This window comes from Aeromonas intestinalis (assembly GCF_054052485.1).
The window spans coordinates 1-16,934 of the sequence record NZ_JBSTYK010000012.1 but is presented as its reverse complement, the minus strand read 5'-3'; the positions used below and the strand labels follow the sequence as shown (position 1 = coordinate 16,934).

The 16,934-nt window shown below is 62.0% G+C and carries 14 protein-coding genes, 1 rRNA gene and 1 riboswitch; of the genes, 8 read left to right on the top strand and 7 right to left on the bottom strand.

The window, feature by feature from the left end:
• Positions 1–40 precede the first annotated feature (40 nt).
• Entirely contained in the window at positions 41–664 is a 624-nt protein-coding gene (locus ACW5W7_RS15420) for a TetR family transcriptional regulator (protein WP_434665844.1), read from the bottom strand.
• A 406-nt stretch (positions 665–1,070) separates the two neighbouring features.
• Here ACW5W7_RS15420 and leuA point away from each other — a divergent pair, with 406 nt between their 5' ends.
• From leuA to ACW5W7_RS15395, 5 genes are all read left to right on the top strand, one after another.
• Entirely contained in the window at positions 1,071–2,633 is a 1,563-nt protein-coding gene (gene leuA, locus ACW5W7_RS15415; RefSeq protein ID WP_456502275.1) for a 2-isopropylmalate synthase, read from the top strand.
• 133 nt (positions 2,634–2,766) lie between these two features.
• The gene (leuB, locus tag ACW5W7_RS15410; RefSeq protein WP_456502274.1) at positions 2,767–3,852 is read left to right on the top strand and encodes a 3-isopropylmalate dehydrogenase; all 1,086 of its coding nucleotides are present in this window, start codon (positions 2,767–2,769) and stop codon (positions 3,850–3,852) included.
• Between the two features lie 29 nt (positions 3,853–3,881).
• Positions 3,882–5,279 carry a 3-isopropylmalate dehydratase large subunit gene (gene leuC, locus ACW5W7_RS15405; RefSeq protein WP_456502273.1) on the top strand — a complete coding sequence of 466 codons (1,398 nt, stop codon included), beginning with the start codon at positions 3,882–3,884 and terminating at the stop codon, positions 5,277–5,279.
• Positions 5,280–5,371: 92 nt separating this feature from the next.
• Positions 5,372–5,971, top strand: coding sequence for a 3-isopropylmalate dehydratase small subunit (leuD, locus tag ACW5W7_RS15400; protein ID WP_434665835.1), 600 nt, complete (start codon positions 5,372–5,374; stop codon positions 5,969–5,971).
• A gap of 90 nt (positions 5,972–6,061) precedes the next feature.
• On the top strand, positions 6,062–6,991 hold the full coding sequence (locus ACW5W7_RS15395) for a transglutaminase domain-containing protein (protein ID WP_456502272.1): 930 nt from the start codon (positions 6,062–6,064) through the stop codon (positions 6,989–6,991).
• Positions 6,992–7,118: 127 nt separating this feature from the next.
• On the opposite strand, the gene ACW5W7_RS15390 is transcribed toward ACW5W7_RS15395, so the two are convergent.
• Positions 7,119–7,409 (bottom strand): PilZ domain-containing protein, encoded by a 291-nt coding sequence (locus ACW5W7_RS15390; RefSeq protein WP_349921127.1) that lies wholly within the window; start codon positions 7,407–7,409, stop codon positions 7,119–7,121.
• Between the two features lie 91 nt (positions 7,410–7,500).
• Positions 7,501–7,591: riboswitch (TPP riboswitch) on the top strand.
• A gap of 53 nt (positions 7,592–7,644) precedes the next feature.
• On the opposite strand from ACW5W7_RS15390, the gene thiB reads away from it, so the two are divergent.
• The 3 genes from thiB to thiQ all read left to right on the top strand — a co-directional run bounded on the left by thiB (position 7,645) and on the right by thiQ (position 11,020).
• A complete protein-coding gene (thiB, locus tag ACW5W7_RS15385; protein WP_349921126.1) occupies positions 7,645–8,625 on the top strand; it encodes a thiamine ABC transporter substrate binding subunit in 981 nt (326 codons plus the stop codon).
• Positions 8,601–10,241: a thiamine/thiamine pyrophosphate ABC transporter permease gene (gene thiP, locus ACW5W7_RS15380; protein ID WP_456502271.1), complete on the top strand. Its 1,641-nt coding sequence runs from the start codon at positions 8,601–8,603 to the stop codon at positions 10,239–10,241. The genes thiB and thiP overlap by 25 nt, the downstream gene beginning before the upstream one ends.
• Positions 10,242–10,312: 71 nt before the next feature.
• Complete coding sequence (gene thiQ / locus ACW5W7_RS15375; RefSeq protein WP_456502270.1) at positions 10,313–11,020, top strand: thiamine ABC transporter ATP-binding protein; 708 nt, start codon at positions 10,313–10,315, stop codon at positions 11,018–11,020.
• A gap of 69 nt (positions 11,021–11,089) precedes the next feature.
• Here thiQ and ACW5W7_RS15370 read toward each other — a convergent pair whose 3' ends face one another.
• The 5 genes from ACW5W7_RS15370 to rrf all read right to left on the bottom strand — a co-directional run.
• Positions 11,090–12,460, bottom strand: a complete 1,371-nt coding sequence (locus ACW5W7_RS15370; RefSeq protein WP_434665825.1) for a PhoH family protein — start codon at positions 12,458–12,460, stop codon at positions 11,090–11,092.
• Positions 12,461–12,680: 220 nt separating this feature from the next.
• The gene (locus ACW5W7_RS15365) at positions 12,681–13,364 is read right to left on the bottom strand and encodes a TSCPD domain-containing protein (protein ID WP_456502269.1); all 684 of its coding nucleotides are present in this window, start codon (positions 13,362–13,364) and stop codon (positions 12,681–12,683) included.
• Between the two features lie 11 nt (positions 13,365–13,375).
• Positions 13,376–15,523: an adenosylcobalamin-dependent ribonucleoside-diphosphate reductase gene (locus tag ACW5W7_RS15360; RefSeq protein WP_456502268.1), complete on the bottom strand. Its 2,148-nt coding sequence runs from the start codon at positions 15,521–15,523 to the stop codon at positions 13,376–13,378.
• Positions 15,524–15,735: 212 nt separating this feature from the next.
• Positions 15,736–16,188 carry a pullulanase gene (locus ACW5W7_RS15355; protein WP_456502267.1) on the bottom strand — a complete coding sequence of 151 codons (453 nt, stop codon included), beginning with the start codon at positions 16,186–16,188 and terminating at the stop codon, positions 15,736–15,738.
• A 663-nt stretch (positions 16,189–16,851) separates the two neighbouring features.
• A 5S ribosomal RNA gene (rrf, locus tag ACW5W7_RS15350) occupies positions 16,852–16,934 on the bottom strand; the annotation flags it as partial.

Here is a 16,934-nt window from a genome sequence, read left to right as displayed (position 1 = left end):
AGCGGCCCTTTTTTAGTCATTCATGTGAGATGCAATGCGATCAGTTCAGGGCGCCGCGCAGCCCGTTTTCCATCAGCTGGCAGTTGTGGGCGGCCAGGCGGCTCATGAAGCGCTCGTCCACGGTCAGGCCGAACACCTGCTCGTAGAGATCCTTCATCACGAACGGCTGCCACATCATGCTGAGGAAGGAGATCTTCAGCATCTCGGGATCCAGATTGTCACCGAGCTGACCATTGGACTTCATGGATTCCAGCAGGGCATCGAATTGGGGCAATTGACGCTCCAGCAGGCGGCTCAGCACAAAATCCCGCCCCGGGCTCTTTTCGGTGGACAACGCACTGGAGATGGCAGAGGTCAGCTCGCTGTTCGGCGCCATCACCTGATAGTAGGTATTGAGCAGATCGTTGAGGCTGCGGCTGCTGGTCTCGTCGTGCCAGGCCTGATCCAGCGGCTCCGCCACATCCCCCAGCACGGCCTTGTAGAGACCTTCCTTGCTGCCGAAGTAGTAGTGGATCATCGCCAGATTGGAGCCGGCCAGTTCGGCGATCTCGCGGGTCGTCACCTTGCTGTAGGGCGTGTTGAGAAAACGTTCACGGGCAGCGGCAAGCAGCTTGTCACGAATGTCGGAGCGTCCAACCGGACGGCCAGGTCTGCGTTTTTCCATGGGATACCTCAGATAATTCAGCAAGAGCTGATAAGTCGATCTGAATCGTGTGGATGATCGAGTACAGCAGGAATGACCAGATAATCAGGCATGGACCGAATATGGGACAAGGAAATTTGCACTCCTTTACAATCCGATTAAATAATCCAGTGAATTGAACCTGTGAGTTCGAGTTGACACAGCATAAAAATCTCGATATTGGTAGAAGCGTTATCGACTGGATGGATTGAGTCATCATGCATTTTGCCGCTCCGCTACTACTGCTTTCCCTAATCGCGACTCGTCGCGCGGGATCCTTGTAGCCGGGCTCAGGCATAGCCGGAATTTACAAAAACCCGTGCACCCCGCACGGGTTTTTTTATGCCACGCGGGATGCACGTTGCGAACTTAGGAAGAGGGAAGTCACATGTCAGATCGCGTCATCATATTCGATACCACCTTGCGTGATGGTGAGCAGGCACTGTCGGCCAGTTTGACGGTCAAGGAGAAGCTGCAGATCGCCCAGGCGCTGGAGCGACTCGGCGTCGACGTCATGGAAGTGGGCTTTCCCGTCTCCTCCCCCGGTGACTTCCTCTCGGTGCAGACCATCGCCCGCCACATCAAGAACAGCCGGGTCTGCGCCCTGGCTCGCGCCCTGCCCAAGGACATCGACGCCGCCGGCGAGGCACTGAGAGTGGCCGAGGCATTTCGCATCCACACCTTTATCTCCACCTCCTCCATCCACGTCGAGAGCAAGCTCAAGAAGCGCTTCGAGGACGTGCTGGAGATGGGCGTCAGCGCGGTCAAACATGCCCGCCGCTATACCGACGACGTGGAGTTCTCCTGCGAGGATGCGGGTCGCACCCCCATCGACAACCTCTGCCGCATGGTAGAAGCCGCCATCAAGGCAGGCGCCCGCACCATCAACATCCCCGACACCGTGGGTTACACGGTACCGACCGAGTTCTCCGGCATCATCCAGACCCTGTTCAACCGGGTGCCGAACATCGACCAGGCCATCATCTCGGTACACTGCCACGACGATCTCGGCCTCTCGGTGGCGAACTCCATCGGCGCCGTGCAGATGGGCGCCCGCCAGATCGAGTGCACCATCAACGGCATCGGCGAGCGGGCGGGCAACTGCTCCCTGGAAGAGGTGGCGATGATCCTCAAAACCCGCGCCGATCTACTCGGGGTCCACACCAACATTCGCCACAACGAGATCCACCGTACCAGCACGCTGGTCAGCCAGATCTGCAACATGCCGGTACAGCCCAACAAGGCCATCGTCGGCGCCAACGCCTTCTCCCACAGCTCCGGCATCCATCAGGATGGCGTGCTCAAGGCCAAGAATACCTACGAGATCATCACCCCCGAGAGCATAGGTCTGCCCCAGAACAACCTGAACATGACCTCCCGCTCCGGCCGCCACGTCATCAAGCACCGCATGGAATCCATGGGCTATGCCGAGAGCAGCTATGACCTGAACAGCCTCTACGAGAAATTCCTGACCCTGGCGGACAAGAAGGGGCAGGTGTTCGACTACGACCTCGAGGCGCTGGCCTTCTTCAGCCAGATCCACGAAGAGCCCGAACACTTCAAGCTGGAGTACCTCGGGGTGCAGAGCGGCAGCTCCGTGCTCGCCACCGCCTCGGTGAAGCTGAACGTCGGCCAGGAAACCATCAGCGAAGCCGCCACCGGCAACGGGCCTGTCGATGCGGTCTACCAGTGCATCAACCGCATCACCGGCTACGAGATCCGCATCGACAAATACGAACTCAAGGGCAAGGGGGAAGGCAAGAACGCCCTCGGCCAGGTGGACATCGTCGCCGAATACAAGGGGCGCAAGTTCCACGGCATGGGGCTGGCCACCGACATCATCGAATCCTCGGCCCAGGCCCTGGTCCACGTGATCAACAGCATCTGGCGCGCCGACATGGTCGCCGAGCAGATGGGCCAGAAGAACAGTATCAAGACGGAAACCGTCTGAGCGGTGGCAGGGCCACTGAGCAGATGAGAAACAACGACAACACCAAGACAGAAACAGTCTGAACAGCAATCGGCCCATCGTATCGTGCCGCTGAGCAGATGGATCCCAAGAACAACATCAGGACGGAGACAGTATGAGCAGTTATCGGATCGCAGTATTGCCGGGTGACGGCATTGGCCCGGAAGTGATGGCCGAGGCCGTCAAGGTGCTGGAAAAGGTGCAGGCCAAGTTTGGTTTCTCCCTCGACTATGACCGCCACGACGTGGGCGGCATAGCCATCGACAACCACGGCACCCCCCTGCCCCAGAGCACCATCGCAGGCTGCGAAGCCGCAGACGCCGTGCTGTTCGGTTCGGTCGGCGGCCCCAAGTGGGAGCACCTGCCCCCGAACGATCAGCCGGAACGCGGAGCCCTCTTGCCCCTTCGCGCCCACTTCAAACTGTTCTGCAACCTGCGCCCGGCCCGTATCTACACCGGCCTGGAGCAGTTCTCCCCCCTGCGTGCCGACATCTCGGATCGGGGCTTTGACATCGCCTGCGTGCGCGAGCTGACCGGCGGCATCTACTTCGGCCAGCCCAAGGGGCGCGAAGGCAGCGGCGCCACCGAGAAGGCGTTCGACACCGAGGTCTATCACCGCTATGAGATCGAGCGCATCGCCAAGATAGCGTTCGAATCGGCCCGGGTGCGCAAGTCCAAGGTCACCTCCATCGACAAGGCCAACGTGCTCGCCTCCTCCATCCTGTGGCGCGAGGTGGTGGCTGAAGTCGCCAAGTCTTATCCCGACGTCGCACTGAACCATATGTACATCGACAACGCCACCATGCAGCTCATCAAGGATCCGTCCCAGTTCGACGTGCTGCTCTGCTCCAACCTGTTCGGCGACATCCTCTCCGACGAATGCGCCATGATCACCGGCTCCATGGGGCTGCTGCCTTCTGCCAGCCTGAACGAATCCGGTTTCGGCCTGTTCGAGCCGGCCGGTGGCTCTGCGCCGGACATCGCCGGCAAGGGCATCGCCAACCCCATCGCCCAGATCCTCTCCGCCGCCCTGATGCTGCGCTACAGCCTGGGGCAGGAGGAGGCCGCCAAGGCCATCGAGCAGGCCGTGGCCCAGGCCCTGGCCGAGGGTTACTTCACCGCCGATCTGCATCAGTCGAGTGCCCAGCACCCGGTACAGAGCACCGCCGCCATGGGCGATCAGATAGCCGCGCGCATCTGATCCCGCCGCGGATAACAAGGAAGAAAGCAATGTCAAAAACCCTCTATCAGAAAGTGTTCGACGCCCACGTGGTGCGGGAAGTGGAAGGGGAGACCCCCCTCATTTACATCGACCGCCACCTGGTGCACGAAGTGACCAGCCCGCAGGCATTCGACGGCCTGCGCGCCATGAACCGCCAGCTGCGCCGCCCGGATCTCACCTGGGCCACCATGGATCACAACGTCTCCACCACCACCAAGGACATCGCCGCCTCCGGCGAGATGGCCCGCATCCAGATGGAGACGCTCGCCGCCAACTGCAAGGAGTTCGGGGTTCGTCTCTACGACCTGAACCACCAGTATCAGGGCATAGTTCACGTGATGGGCCCCGAGCTTGGCATCACCTTGCCCGGCACCACCATCGTCTGCGGCGACTCCCACACCGCCACCCACGGCGCCTTCGGCTCCCTGGCGTTTGGCATCGGCACCTCCGAAGTGGAACACGTGATGGCCACCCAGACCCTGAAGCAGGGCCGGGCCAAGACCATGCGCATCAGCGTCAACGGCAAGCTGGCCGAGGGCATCAGCGCCAAAGACGTGGTGCTCGCCATCATCGGCAAGGTCGGCCATGCCGGCGGCACCGGTTACGTGGTGGAGTTCGCGGGGGATGCCATCGAGAGCCTCTCCATGGAAGGGCGCATGACGGTGTGCAACATGGCCATCGAACTCGGCGCCAAGGCGGGCATGGTCGCACCGGATCAGACCACCATCGACTACATCCGCGGCAAGGTCTTCGCCCCCGAGGGTGAGGCACTCAAGCAAGCCATCGCCTACTGGCGAACGCTCAAGAGTGACGAAGGCGCCATCTTCGACGCCGAGGTGGTGCTCGATGCCGCCGACATCGCCCCTCAGGTGACCTGGGGCACCAACCCGGGCCAGGTGATCGCCGTGGGCGAGCCCATCCCGGATCCGGACTCCTTCGCCGATCTGATGGAGCAGCAATCCGCTCGCAAGGCCCTGGCCTACATGGACCTGCAACCGGGTCAGAAGCTCTCCGACGTCACCATCGACAAGGTGTTCATCGGCTCTTGCACCAACAGCCGCATCGAAGACTTGCGCGCCGCCGCCGCCATCGCCCGTGGCCGCAAGGTGGCCGCCGGGGTCCAGGCCCTGGTGGTTCCTGGCTCCGAACAGGTGAAGGCCCAGGCCGAGGCCGAGGGGTTGGACAAGATCTTCATCGAGGCGGGCTTCGAGTGGCGTCTGCCCGGCTGCTCCATGTGTCTGGCCATGAACAACGATCGGCTGCAACCGGGGGAGCGCTGCGCCTCCACCAGCAACCGCAACTTCGAGGGTCGTCAGGGCCGTGCCGGCCGCACCCACCTGGTGAGCCCGGCCATGGCTGCCGCCGCCGCCGTCACCGGTCGTTTCGCCGACATTCGCGCGCTGTAAAGGGGGTTAGGATGAAAGCATTCAAACAACACAGACGAGCCTTTGTCGCCACCGGCATCATCTCCATTCGTGGGTTGTAAGAGGGAATGAACATGACAGGATTCAAACAACACAAAGGCATAGTGGTGCCGCTGGACAGCGCCAACGTCGACACCGACGCCATCATTCCCAAGCAGTTTCTGCAGAAGGTGAACCGCATCGGCTTTGGCAAGCACCTGTTCCACGACTGGCGCTTCCTGGACGATGCAGGCCAGCAGCCGAACCCGGCGTTCGTACTGAACCAGCCCCGTTACGCGGGAGCCAGCATCCTGTTGGCGCGGGAGAACTTCGGTTGTGGTTCCAGCCGTGAGCACGCCCCCTGGGCGCTGGCGGATTACGGCTTCAAGACCCTGATCGCCCCGAGCTTCGCCGACATCTTCTACGGCAACGCCATCAACAACGGTCTGGTGCCGGTCCGCCTGAAGGAAGAGGAGGTGGACGCCCTGTTCCAGCTGGTCGCCGCCAATCCGGGCATCGAGATCGAGGTGGATCTGGAAGCCAACCAGGTACGGGCCGGTGAGCTCGCCTTCCCTTTCGAGATCGACGAGTTCCGCCGTTACTGCCTGCTCAACGGGCTGGATGCCATCGGCCTGACCCTGCAGCATGAGGCCGCCATCGATGCCTTCGAGGCGAAGCAGCCCAGCTGGCTCTAACGGCCCGGTGCCAATAAACTGAGTAACCTCAATGGGGAGCCTGGGCTCCCCGTTTTATTGTCCGGTCCCTGCCACCTTGAGGAGACGATGATGGCCAAAGCCTGCCCCCTGCCCCTGCTCTGCGCCCTGCTGCTTGCCCTGCCGGTGGCGGCCGAGCAGACCTCTTTTCGCAACGGCGGCGGCCAGATCAAGGTCGGCTGGCAGGACAGGGAGGGCAAGGCGCAGCAGCTTGACTACCGGCTGGAGGCAGGAAGCTTGCCTCCCCTCATCGCCTATCGCCCCACCCGCATGCAGGAGGAGGTGTTGCAGCGCCTGTTGCAGCAGGCCGTCATCGACTTCCCCGAGGTGCAGTTCTCCCTGGCTCGCCCCAGCCTTGCCCTCAGCATCAGGAGCCGCAACGCCGATCAGGCGAGGGAGGCCGAGGCCTGGGTCAAGCCACAGCAGGCCAAGTTGGAGGCCGAGTGGCTCAAGCAGCACTACTTCCAGCCTTTCACGCCGCCCGATGGCGCCCCCGCCATCAAGCAGGATCACGTGCGCATCGCCCTGGAGAGCCGGGCCGAGCTGGCCCCGCTGGCCGAGCAACTCAACCAGTCTGGCGAGACCGAGCTGGCCGCCCGCCAGCAGACGGTGGCCTTCATGCTCGACTTCATTCAGGTCATCCCTTATCGCCTGCTGGACAGCCAGTCCGGCCGTGCCGGCAAGGGGTTTCTGACCCCGCGCCAGGTGCTGGAGCAGAATGCGGGGGATTGCGACAGCAAGGTGACCCTGATGGCGGCCATGCTGGCCCAGCTCTTCCCCGAGCTCCCCCAAATCATGGTGTTCGTCCCCGGTCACGCCCTGCTGGGGGTCGCCCTGCCCGCCAAGGCCGGTGAGGCCGTGCTCAGTTGGGAGGGGCAGACCTATCTGCTGATGGAGCCGACCGGCCCGGCCCAGCTCCCCATGGGCCAGCTGGCCCCCACCAGCAAGACCCTGGTCGACAGCAGGCAGCTCAGTGTGCAAGCGGTCAGGGCCAGCCCGTAAATCGATGCGGACATGGGCGAGCCGTGGGTGCAGATGAACAAAAGGCAGCGATTAATCCTGCCAGCAATATAAAAACATCGACCCGCGAGTGCGGGCCGATGAAAAAGCAGTGAAATATATCGATAAATCAGGTCTGGGGCAGGAACTCCAGCGCCAGCAAGAGCCCCTTGTCCTCCTCCAGCACCCGCACGATGCGGGCCTGGGCCTCGAAGGGAGGCAGCAGGTTGCTGCTGGTGGCCAGGCTGACCCTGAGGGGCTGGGTGACGTCGAAGTCATGCTGGTTTATCTCCACCCCCATGCCGTTGGCGCTGAGATCCCGGCAGACCCCTTCCAGCACCCTGGGCTGTTGATAGAGGGTGACGGGGGCATTGATGACCATGCGTTGAAAGGCGCGTCTTTCCTTGGTGCTGGTGATCACTCGAGGCTTCCTCCATGGATTGGATAGGCAGGACGGGGTGCGCGACACATAGTGCTGGCCTCCCTTCCAGAACGTCAATACAATGCGATTCGTTTCTCAAACGGGGTGCGGTTTACCGCTGAGATTATACCCGTGAACCTGATCCAGATAATGCTGGCGGAGGAATTTGAGGCATGGCGCTCGTTTTTTGCGCCCTCATCCGCTGGCAGCTCGCAACCCACAGGGAGTGCCATCGATGAAAACCCTTCTGCTGGTCGCCACCAGCCTGCTCAGTGCCCAGGCCTTCGCCGCCGACACCCTCACCGTCTACACCTACGGCTCCTTCGCCAGCGAATGGGGTCCGGGCCCCAAGATCAAGCAGGCCTTCGAGAAGGAGTGCAACTGCACCCTCAATCTGGTGGCGCTGGAAGACGGGGTCGCCATCCTCAACCGGCTGCGACTGGAAGGCAAACACAGCAAGGCCGACATGGTGCTGGGGCTGGACGACGCCCTGGTGAGCGAAGCCAAGCAGAGCGGTCTGTTCGCCCCCCATCACACGGATCTGGCCGCCCTCAAGGTGCCGGGTGGCTGGCAGGACGATACCTTCGTCCCCTATGACTACGGCTACTTCGCCTTCGTCTACAACAAGGACACGCTCAAGACCCCGCCCAAGAGCCTGAAAGAGCTGGTGGAGCGCCCGGATCTCAAGGTGATCTACCAGGATCCCCGCACCTCCACCCCGGGTCAGGGGCTGATGCTGTGGATGAAGTCCGTCTATGGCGACCAGGCCCCCGCCGCCTGGGCCCAGCTTGCCAAGAAGACGGTCACCGTCACCAAGGGCTGGTCCGAGGCCTATGGCATGTTCCTCGATGGCGAGGCGGACATGGTGCTCTCCTATACCACCTCCCCGGCCTATCACCTGATCGCCGAGAACAAGGCCCAGTACCAGGCCGCCGCCTTCGAAGAGGGTCACTATCGCCAGGTGGAAGTGGCCGCCAAGCTGGCGAGCGCCAAGCAAGACAAGCTGGCCGACCAGTTCCTGCAGTTCATGGTGAGCCCCGCCTTCCAGCAAGAAATTCCGGGCGGCAACTGGATGTATCCGGTGATCGACACCCCGCTGCCCAAGGGCTTCGAGCAGATGATCACCGTTGCCAAACCGCTGAGCTTCAGCTCTGACGAGGTGGCCGCCAACCGCAAGGGCTGGATCCGGGAATGGCTGCAAGCCGTCACCCAGTGAGCCATCACTTTGTGAAACCCCTGTCTCGTCCCCTCTGGTGGCTGCCGGGCAGTGCAGCCACCGCCGTCATCCTGTTGCTCTCCCTTGGGCCCCTCGCGGCCCTGCTGTGGCAGGCGGGCTCCCTCCCGGGCAGCCTGCTCACGGATCCTTATCTGCGCCACGTGCTGGGCTTCAGCCTCTGGCAGGCGCTGCTCTCCACCCTGCTGAGCCTGGGGCTGGCCATTCCGGTGGCCAGAGCCCTGGCGCGGCGCCGTTTTCGTGGCCGGAAGTGGCTGCTCAAGCTGTTCGGCCTCTCCCTGGTGCTGCCGGTCATCATCGCCATCTTCGGCATCGTCGCGGTGCACGGCACCCAGGGCTGGTTGCCCCAGGCATTGCGCAGTGCCGGACTGGATCCCGGCAACTACCTCTATGGCCTGTTCGGCATCCTGCTGGCCCACGTCTTCTTCAACATGCCGCTGGCGGCGCGCCTCATCCTGCAAGGCATAGAGAGCATCCCCGAATCCTCCTGGCGCCTCGCCAGCCAGCTCGGCATGCGCTCCTCCCACATCTTCCGGCTGCTGGAGTGGCCCATCATCCGTGGCCTGCTGCCGGGATTGGCGAGCCTCATCTTCATGCTCTGCTTCACCAGTTTCACCACAGTGCTGGCGCTGGGCGGTGGCCCCAAGTCCACCACCTTGGAGGTGGCGGTCTACCAGGCCCTGCGCTTTGACTTCGATCTCGCCACCGCCGGTGGCCTGGCCCTGGTGCAACTGCTGCTGACCGCAGGCCTCCTGCTGCTGCAACACAAGCTGCAAGGCTCAACCCCCAACCGGATCAGCGGCCGCCGCCCCTGCCTGCGACCAGACAGGCACCAGCCGGGCACCCGGCTGGTCGACGGCCTCGCTCTCGGCCTCGGTCTCGCCATCTTCCTGCCACCCCTGCTGGCCATCGTCATCGCCGGTTTCAACCCCGGCCTGCTGGCGGCATTGGGATCACCCCAGCTGTGGCAGGCGGGGGGGCAATCCCTCGGCATCGCGCTGGCGGCGGGGAGCCTGGCCACCTTGCTCGGCACCGGTCTGCTGCTCACCAGCCGCCACCTGAGAGTGCGGGATCGCAAGCGGCGAGCCGCCGCCCTGTGGGAGGCCAGCGGCTCCATGATCTTGATGATCCCGGCGGTGGTGCTCAGTACCGGCCTCTTCATCCTGTTCATGCCCTTCGCCGACGTCTTCGCCCTCGGCCCCTGGCTGGTGGTACTGGTCAACGCCCTGATGGCGCTGCCCTATGTGCTGCGTACCCTTTCCGCCCCCATGCAGCTGGTGGTGCGCCAGTACGACCGGCTGGCGGACAGCCTGGGGGTGCGCGGCCTGCAACGCCTGCGGCTGGTAGAGTGGCCCCTGCTACGCCGCCCCCTGGCGCTGGCCATGGCGCTCTCCATGATCCTGTCTTTGGGGGATCTCGGCGCCATCGCCATGTTCGGCAGCCAGACCCTCACCACCTTGCCCTGGTTGCTCTATCAGCAGCTCGGCAGCTACCGGCTGACCGAGGCGGCGGCCACCGCCCTGCTGCTGCTGACCCTCTGCTTCTCTCTGTTCTGGCTGGTGGAGCGGGGTCTGGGGGGGAAAAACCTGGATGCGTGACAGTCGAGTTCGCTGCCTGGCTGCGGCCGCACATACAGTCTGCGCTATCAGCCATATCACAGGAGTCAAAGATGCTGTTAATTGATGATTTGGCAACCAGTTACCCTGATTGGCGCGTCAGCTTCAACGCCTCCCTGCCCAAGGGGGAGATCACGGCGCTGATCGGTCCAAGCGGCGCCGGCAAATCCACCCTGCTCGGCATGATCGCGGGCTTCGTACCGGTGGAATCAGGCGCCTTGCGCTTCGATGGCATCGATCTGCTACCGCTCGGCCCCGCCGAGCGCCCGGTGACCACCCTGTTCCAGGATCACAACCTGTTCCTGCACCTCTCGGTGTTCGACAACATCGCCATCGGCCTGCATCCGGGCCTGCGCTTGACCCCGGCCCAGCGCGCCCAGGTGAAGGAGGCGGCGACCCGGGTCGGCTTGGGTAACATGCAGGACAGGCTGCCGGAGCAGCTCTCCGGCGGTCAGCAGCAGCGGGTCGGCCTGGCCCGTGCGCTGGTGCGTGGCAAGCCGCTGCTGCTGCTGGACGAGCCCTTCTCGGCGCTGGACCCCGCCCTGCGCCGGGAGATGCTGGCGGAAGTCGCTCGGCTCGCCTGCGAGCAGGGCATCACGGTGCTGATGGTGTCCCACAACCCGGAAGACGCCCAGCTCATCGCCGATCGGGTGCTGTTCGTGGACGAGGGGCGCATCGCCCTGCAGGGCACGCCGGACATTTTGCAAAACAGCGATCACCCGGGCCTGCAGCGCTATCTGGGCCACTCCCACACCTCCTGAAGCGGGATCCGGGGATCAAAAGAGGGAGGCCAATGGCCTCCCTCTTTCATATGAAGATACTGAGTGAAATCAGAGGTTTTCCTCGGCGAAGGAGGCGAGCTTGCTGCGCACCACCCCGTTCAGGAAGATGTTGGCACTGCCATCGAAATCCTTGAAGCGCTCGACGATATAGGTCAGGCCCGAGGTGACCGGGCTCAGGTAGTTGGAGTCAATCTGGGCCAAGTTGCCGGAGCAGACGATCTTGGTGCCCTCGCCGCAACGGGTGATGATGGTCTTGATCTGGGACGCGGTCAGGTTCTGGCACTCGTCCAGCAGCACGAAGGTGTTCTGGATGCTGCGTCCGCGCATGAAGTTGACCGATTTGAACTGGATGTTGGCCTTCTCCATGATGTAGCTGAGGGACCCGCTCATGTTCTCGTCCTGCTTGTGCAGCACCTCCAGGGTGTCGGTGACCGCCGCCAGCCAGGGCATCATCTTCTCTTCTTCGGTGCCGGGCAGGAAGCCGATGCTCTCGGCAATCTCCGGGGTGTTGCGGGTGACGATCACCTTCTCGTAGATCCCCTTCTCGATCACCAGCTCCAGCGCCGCCGCCATGGCGAGCAGGGTCTTGCCGCAACCCGCCGGGCCGGTCAGGATCACCAGATCGATGTGCGGATCCAGCAGGGCATCCAACGCCATGCCCTGATAGACGTTCTTGGGATGTACGCCCCAGGCCTTGCGGGACATCAGCCGCTCGCGGCCCAGATCTTTGAGGCGGATCTTGTGGCCATCGTGGCTCAGCACCCGGGCCGCGAAGAAGTTCTCCTCGTCCAGCAGGTACTGGTTGACGTGGACCCCCTCCAGCAGCTCGGCATCGATCACATGGACGGTATCCCGGCCGTGGGTCTCGCTGTCGCACTCGCCGACCCGCTCCCAGAAGCTGCCTGGCACCACCTGGAAGCCCTTGGCCAAGAGGCGGATGTCGTCGATCAGCTGGTCGCTGCGATAGTCCTCAACGTGCGCAAGGCCGGCCCCCTTGGCCTTGAGGCGCATGTTGATGTCCTTGGTCACCAGCACCACCTGGCGTTTCAATTCGTGCTTTTGCAGATAGAGGGCGGCGTTGATGATGCGGTTGTCCGCCTCCTTGTCGGTGAACACCTCGGCATCCTGGGGCAGATGGTGATCGCTGAAGATGGAGATATGACCGCTCGCCTCGCCGGCCAGCGCCACCCCCTGCACGATCTGCTCGGGGGTCGCGTCACGAAACACGTCTTCCAGCGCCCGGATGGCGATGCGCGCATCCCGGCTGACGTCTTTCTGGCGATCCTTGATGTTGTCGAGCTCTTCCAGCACCGTCATGGGGATGAGCACGTCGTGCTCTTTGAAGGAGTAGATGGCGAGGGGTTCGTGAAGCAGAACGTTGGTATCCAGGATAAACAGCTTTCGGTCCGTATTGTCCATAAGCATCCTCCTTGGCACTGGGGGTGCCACGTGTGTGAATCTCAGATGTCATTGAAACCACACGGCCGTGACAGTTTTATTACCTCCCAACGCTACGCCCGATTTTACGGACGCGCAACATTTCCCTTGGTCACCGCAACTGATTGTATATAAAGCCATCAATAAAAAAGACCGGCCAGTGGCCGGTCTTTTGCACGGGGTTATTCCCTGCTCGGCCACGTCAGCCGCACTTGGAATCGCCGCAGTTCAGACAGGTCATGCAGCCATCCTTCAGCACCAGCGCCTTGGTGTGGCACTTGTAGCAGAGCGCCGCATTGGCGGGGAAGCCGCTGCCGGCGGATGGCTCTGCAGCCACATTTTCAGCCTGCAGCTCGGCCTGCTTCTCGGCCAGGAAGGCCTGCTGGTGCTCATCCAGCCCGGGGGCCTTGAGCATGCCGATCTCGGTGAGATGGGTCTCTATCACGTTGCCAATCTCGGCGATCAGGGACGGTACATACTTGCCCTTGTTCCAGTAGCCCCCCTTGGGATCGAACACGGAGCGCAGTTCCTCCACCAGGAAGGTGACATCCCCACCCTTGCGAAACACCGCCGAGATGATGCGGGTCAGCGCCACTATCCACTGGTAGTGTTCCAGGCTCTTGGAGTTGATGAAGATCTCGAACGGGCGGCGGGTCTCGTGCACCGTGCCCTCGTTGAGAATGATGTCGTTGATGGTGATGAACAGCGAGTGCTCGGAGACATGCTCCGGCGTCTTCAGCTTGTAGGTGGTGCCCATCAGCCGCTCCGGTCGCAGCACCGTCTCGTGCATGTGCACCACGTCCTCCTGGGGCACCGCGACGTCCTGCGGCTCATCCTTGTTGCTTACCTTGTAGGCGACGATTTTCCTGTCGATCTTCTTGACCATATGTGTCGTTCTCAGAATTTGCCGTAATAGCCTTCTTTCAAGGCGTCGTAGAGGTTGGCGGCGGTGTGCAGCTCCCCATCGTATTCGATCTCTTCATTCCCCTTCGCCGTGATGACGGAGCCATCCTCCAGGGTGAACTCGTAGCTGGTATTTTCCAGATCCTTCTCCTTCACCAGCACCCCCTGGAAAGCCTCCGGGTTGAAACGGAAGGTGGTGCACCCCTTGAGGCCGGAGTCCGAGGCATAGAGGTAGATATCCTTGAACCGCTCGAACGGGAAGTCGGTGGGGATGTTGGCCGTCTTGGAGATGGAGGAGTCAATCCAGCGCTGGGCGGCAGCCTGGATGTCCACGTGCTCGGTCGGGCTGATATCGTCAGCGGTGATGAAGTAGTCCGGCAACCGGCTGCCTTCATCCTCTCCGTAAGGCATGGCGGCCGGGTTGACCAGCCCACGGTAGGCCAGCAGCTCGAAGGAGTAGACGTCCACGCTCTCCTTGCTCTTCTTGCCGGGCTTGATGACGTTGCGGCTGTAGTGATGGGCGAAGCTCGGCTCGATGCCGTTGCTGGCGTTGTTGGCCAGCGACAGCGAGATGGTGCCGGTCGGCGCTATGCTGCTGTGGTGAGTGAAGCGCCCCCCCACCTCCGCCAGCTCGGCCACCAGGGCGGGATCCACGTCGGCCACCTGCTGCATGTAGCGGCTGTAACGGGCGTGCAGCACCCGACCCTTCACCTTGTCACCGATCTTGATGCCATCGGCGGCCATCTCCGGGCGCAGGCGCAGCATCTTGCCGGTTACCTCGAACTCCTGCTCCATGATGGGGGCTGGGCCCTTCTCCTTCGCCAGGGCCAGGGATTCGCGCCAGCCGGTCATGGCCAGCTCCTGGGAGACCTGCTCGGTGAAGGCGACCGAGGTGGCGGAGCCATATTTTATCCGCAGCATGGTGAGGGTCGAGCCGAGGCCGAGGAAGCCCATGCCGTGGCGGCGCTTGTTGATGATCTCTTCCCGCTGCTTGGCGAGCGGCAACTGGTTGATCTCCACCACGTTGTCCAGCATGCGGGTGAAGATGGCCACCACCTTGCGAAACGCGGACCAGTCGAAGCTCGCCTGTTCGGTAAAGGGGTTGTGCACGAAGCTGGTCAGGTTGACCGAGCCCAGCAGGCAGGCACCGTAGGGCGGCAGCGGCTGCTCACCGCAAGGGTTGGTGGCGCGGATCTCCTCGCAGAACCAGTTGTTGTTCATCTGGTTCACCTTGTCGATCAGGATGAAGCCGGGCTCCGCATAGTCGTAGGTGGAGCTCATGATGACGTTCCACAGTTTCCGGGCAGGCAGGGTCTTGTAGACCTTGCAGGCGACCAGCCCCTGCTCGTTGATGACCACCCCCTCCTTGTTCGGCCAGTCGGCCCAGCGCACCTGCTCGGGATCGTCCAGCGCGATGCCGTCCTCCTCCACCTCTTTCGCCGTGTAAGGGAAGATGAGCTGCCAGGGGGCATCCTGCTTCACCGCCTCGACGAACTCCTCGGTGATGAGCAGGGAGAGGTTGAACTGGCGCAGGCGACCATCTTCGCGCTTGGCCTGGATGAACTCGACGACGTCCGGGTGGCGGATATCCATGGTGCCCATCTGGGCGCCTCGGCGACCGCCGGCGGACGAGACGGTGAAACACATCTTGTCGTAGATATCCATGAAGGAGAGGGGCCCGGAGGTATAGGCCCCGGCGCCGGAGACGAAGGCGCCGCGCGGGCGCAGGGTCGAGAAGTCGTAGCCGATGCCGCAACCCGCCTTCAGGGTCAGCCCCGCCTCGTGCACCTTGCCGAGAATATCGTCCATGGAGTCTTCGATGGTGCCGGAGACGGTGCAGTTGATGGTGGAGGTCGCGGGCTTGTGCTCGAAGGCCCCCGCGTTGGAGGTAATGCGTCCCGCCGGGATGGCACCGTTGCGCAGCGCCCACAGGAAGGGCGCATACCAGGTGTCCGGTTCACGCTCCTGTGCCGCCAGGGCGCGGGCCACCCGTTGGTAGGTCTCGTCGATGGAGCCGTCGATGGGGGTCCCATCCTTGCGCTTGAGACGATACTTGCTGTCCCAGATCTCGAGGGAGGTTTCCTGCAGGGGAATGAGGCCGGTGCCGGATTCACTGTCCAGCACGGGGTTGGATTTAGCCATTTTCAAGCCGCCTTATGTGAATGCATTCAGGTCAGGATGCATGTCCAAAAACACAACCAATAGATAACCACTCAAACATAAACACTATATATAGTAGTCATCACATCATGAGGACGCGATTCTAATCCTAAAAAAACGCCCCGGCCAGCGGGTTTCCGGGCCAGGGCATTTAACTGTCTCATTTCCCGAGAGATTTACCTCTCATGGCGGGATCAGGGTTTCTTGACGTAAACCGTCGGAGTCTCGCCGGCCAGGTTCAGGTAGAACTCATACACCCCATCCACCTCGGGGGAGAACTTCATGTCCTCATACTTGGAGCAGGGGTTGACCGGCACCGGCTCTCCGCCCAGCACGGCGACGCCGTCGCTCGGGCTCTTGTAGCCAAAGTTGGTGCCGCAGCTCCAGCCAGAGTCACCGAACTTGAATTTATAGGGTGCCCACTCCTTCTTGAGGGTCCCCTTGGCCATGTAGAGCTTGTCGGCCACCTTGACCGCCTTGGTCTCATCGTTGGCCATCCAGTCGTTCATCTCCCCACGCAGGTAGATGGACTTGCCGCCGAAATCGCTGTTGTCCGCCCCAGCCTGCTCGGCGCCACCGTTGGATGCGCAACCGCCTAATACCAGGGTTCCCGCCGCCAGCATCATCGTTACTGTTCTCTTGAACATGTGTCCATTCCTCAGATTATTGTGATTCCTTGGCCCAATCGAATGTGGGCAAAGGCATTAAAGCAGAGCTGGCTCGACCAGAAAGGTAGGGGTATCACATTCTGTACTTTTTATATGCAAAACAAGGGGGAACGAAGAGATGACCAGCGGCGAGATGCTGCGGTAAAGAGAGGGAACCAATACATAGGGACTTGCTTGTATCTATCTGCATGCACCCGCATCAGGCCATGGTGATGACCTTCCTCACCAGAAAGCGTTACTGACCTGATTGGCAGCGCCCGTTTCGAGCAATCGTGATGATCAATAGAGGTATGGCCGTCCGGCATACGAGCAGACGTGATGAGCAATACGGGCATAATCATCCTGCATACGAGCAGATGCGGCAGTCCGGTAGTCCGGTAGTCCGGTAGTCCGGTAGTCCGGTAGTCCGGTAGTCCGGTAGTCCGGTAGTCCGGTAGTCCGGTAGTCCGGTAGTGTGGCGCTTAAAAGAGATTGGAGACAGGTAATCGGAGGTGTAGAAGGCAGTTTGTTTGACTAAGTTGATAGGGTTTTACGATGTAGTTGTCTGATAAACGAGCCTTGACTGGACAAAACATCTGCCAAACCTCAAGTGTCAGCCAATAAAAAAGCCCGCTCGGATGAGCGGGCTTCTTCAAATTGGGTGCCTGGCAGTGTCCTACTCTCGCATGGCGAATGCCACACTACCATCGGCGCTACCGCGTTTCACTTCTGAGTTCGGCATGGGA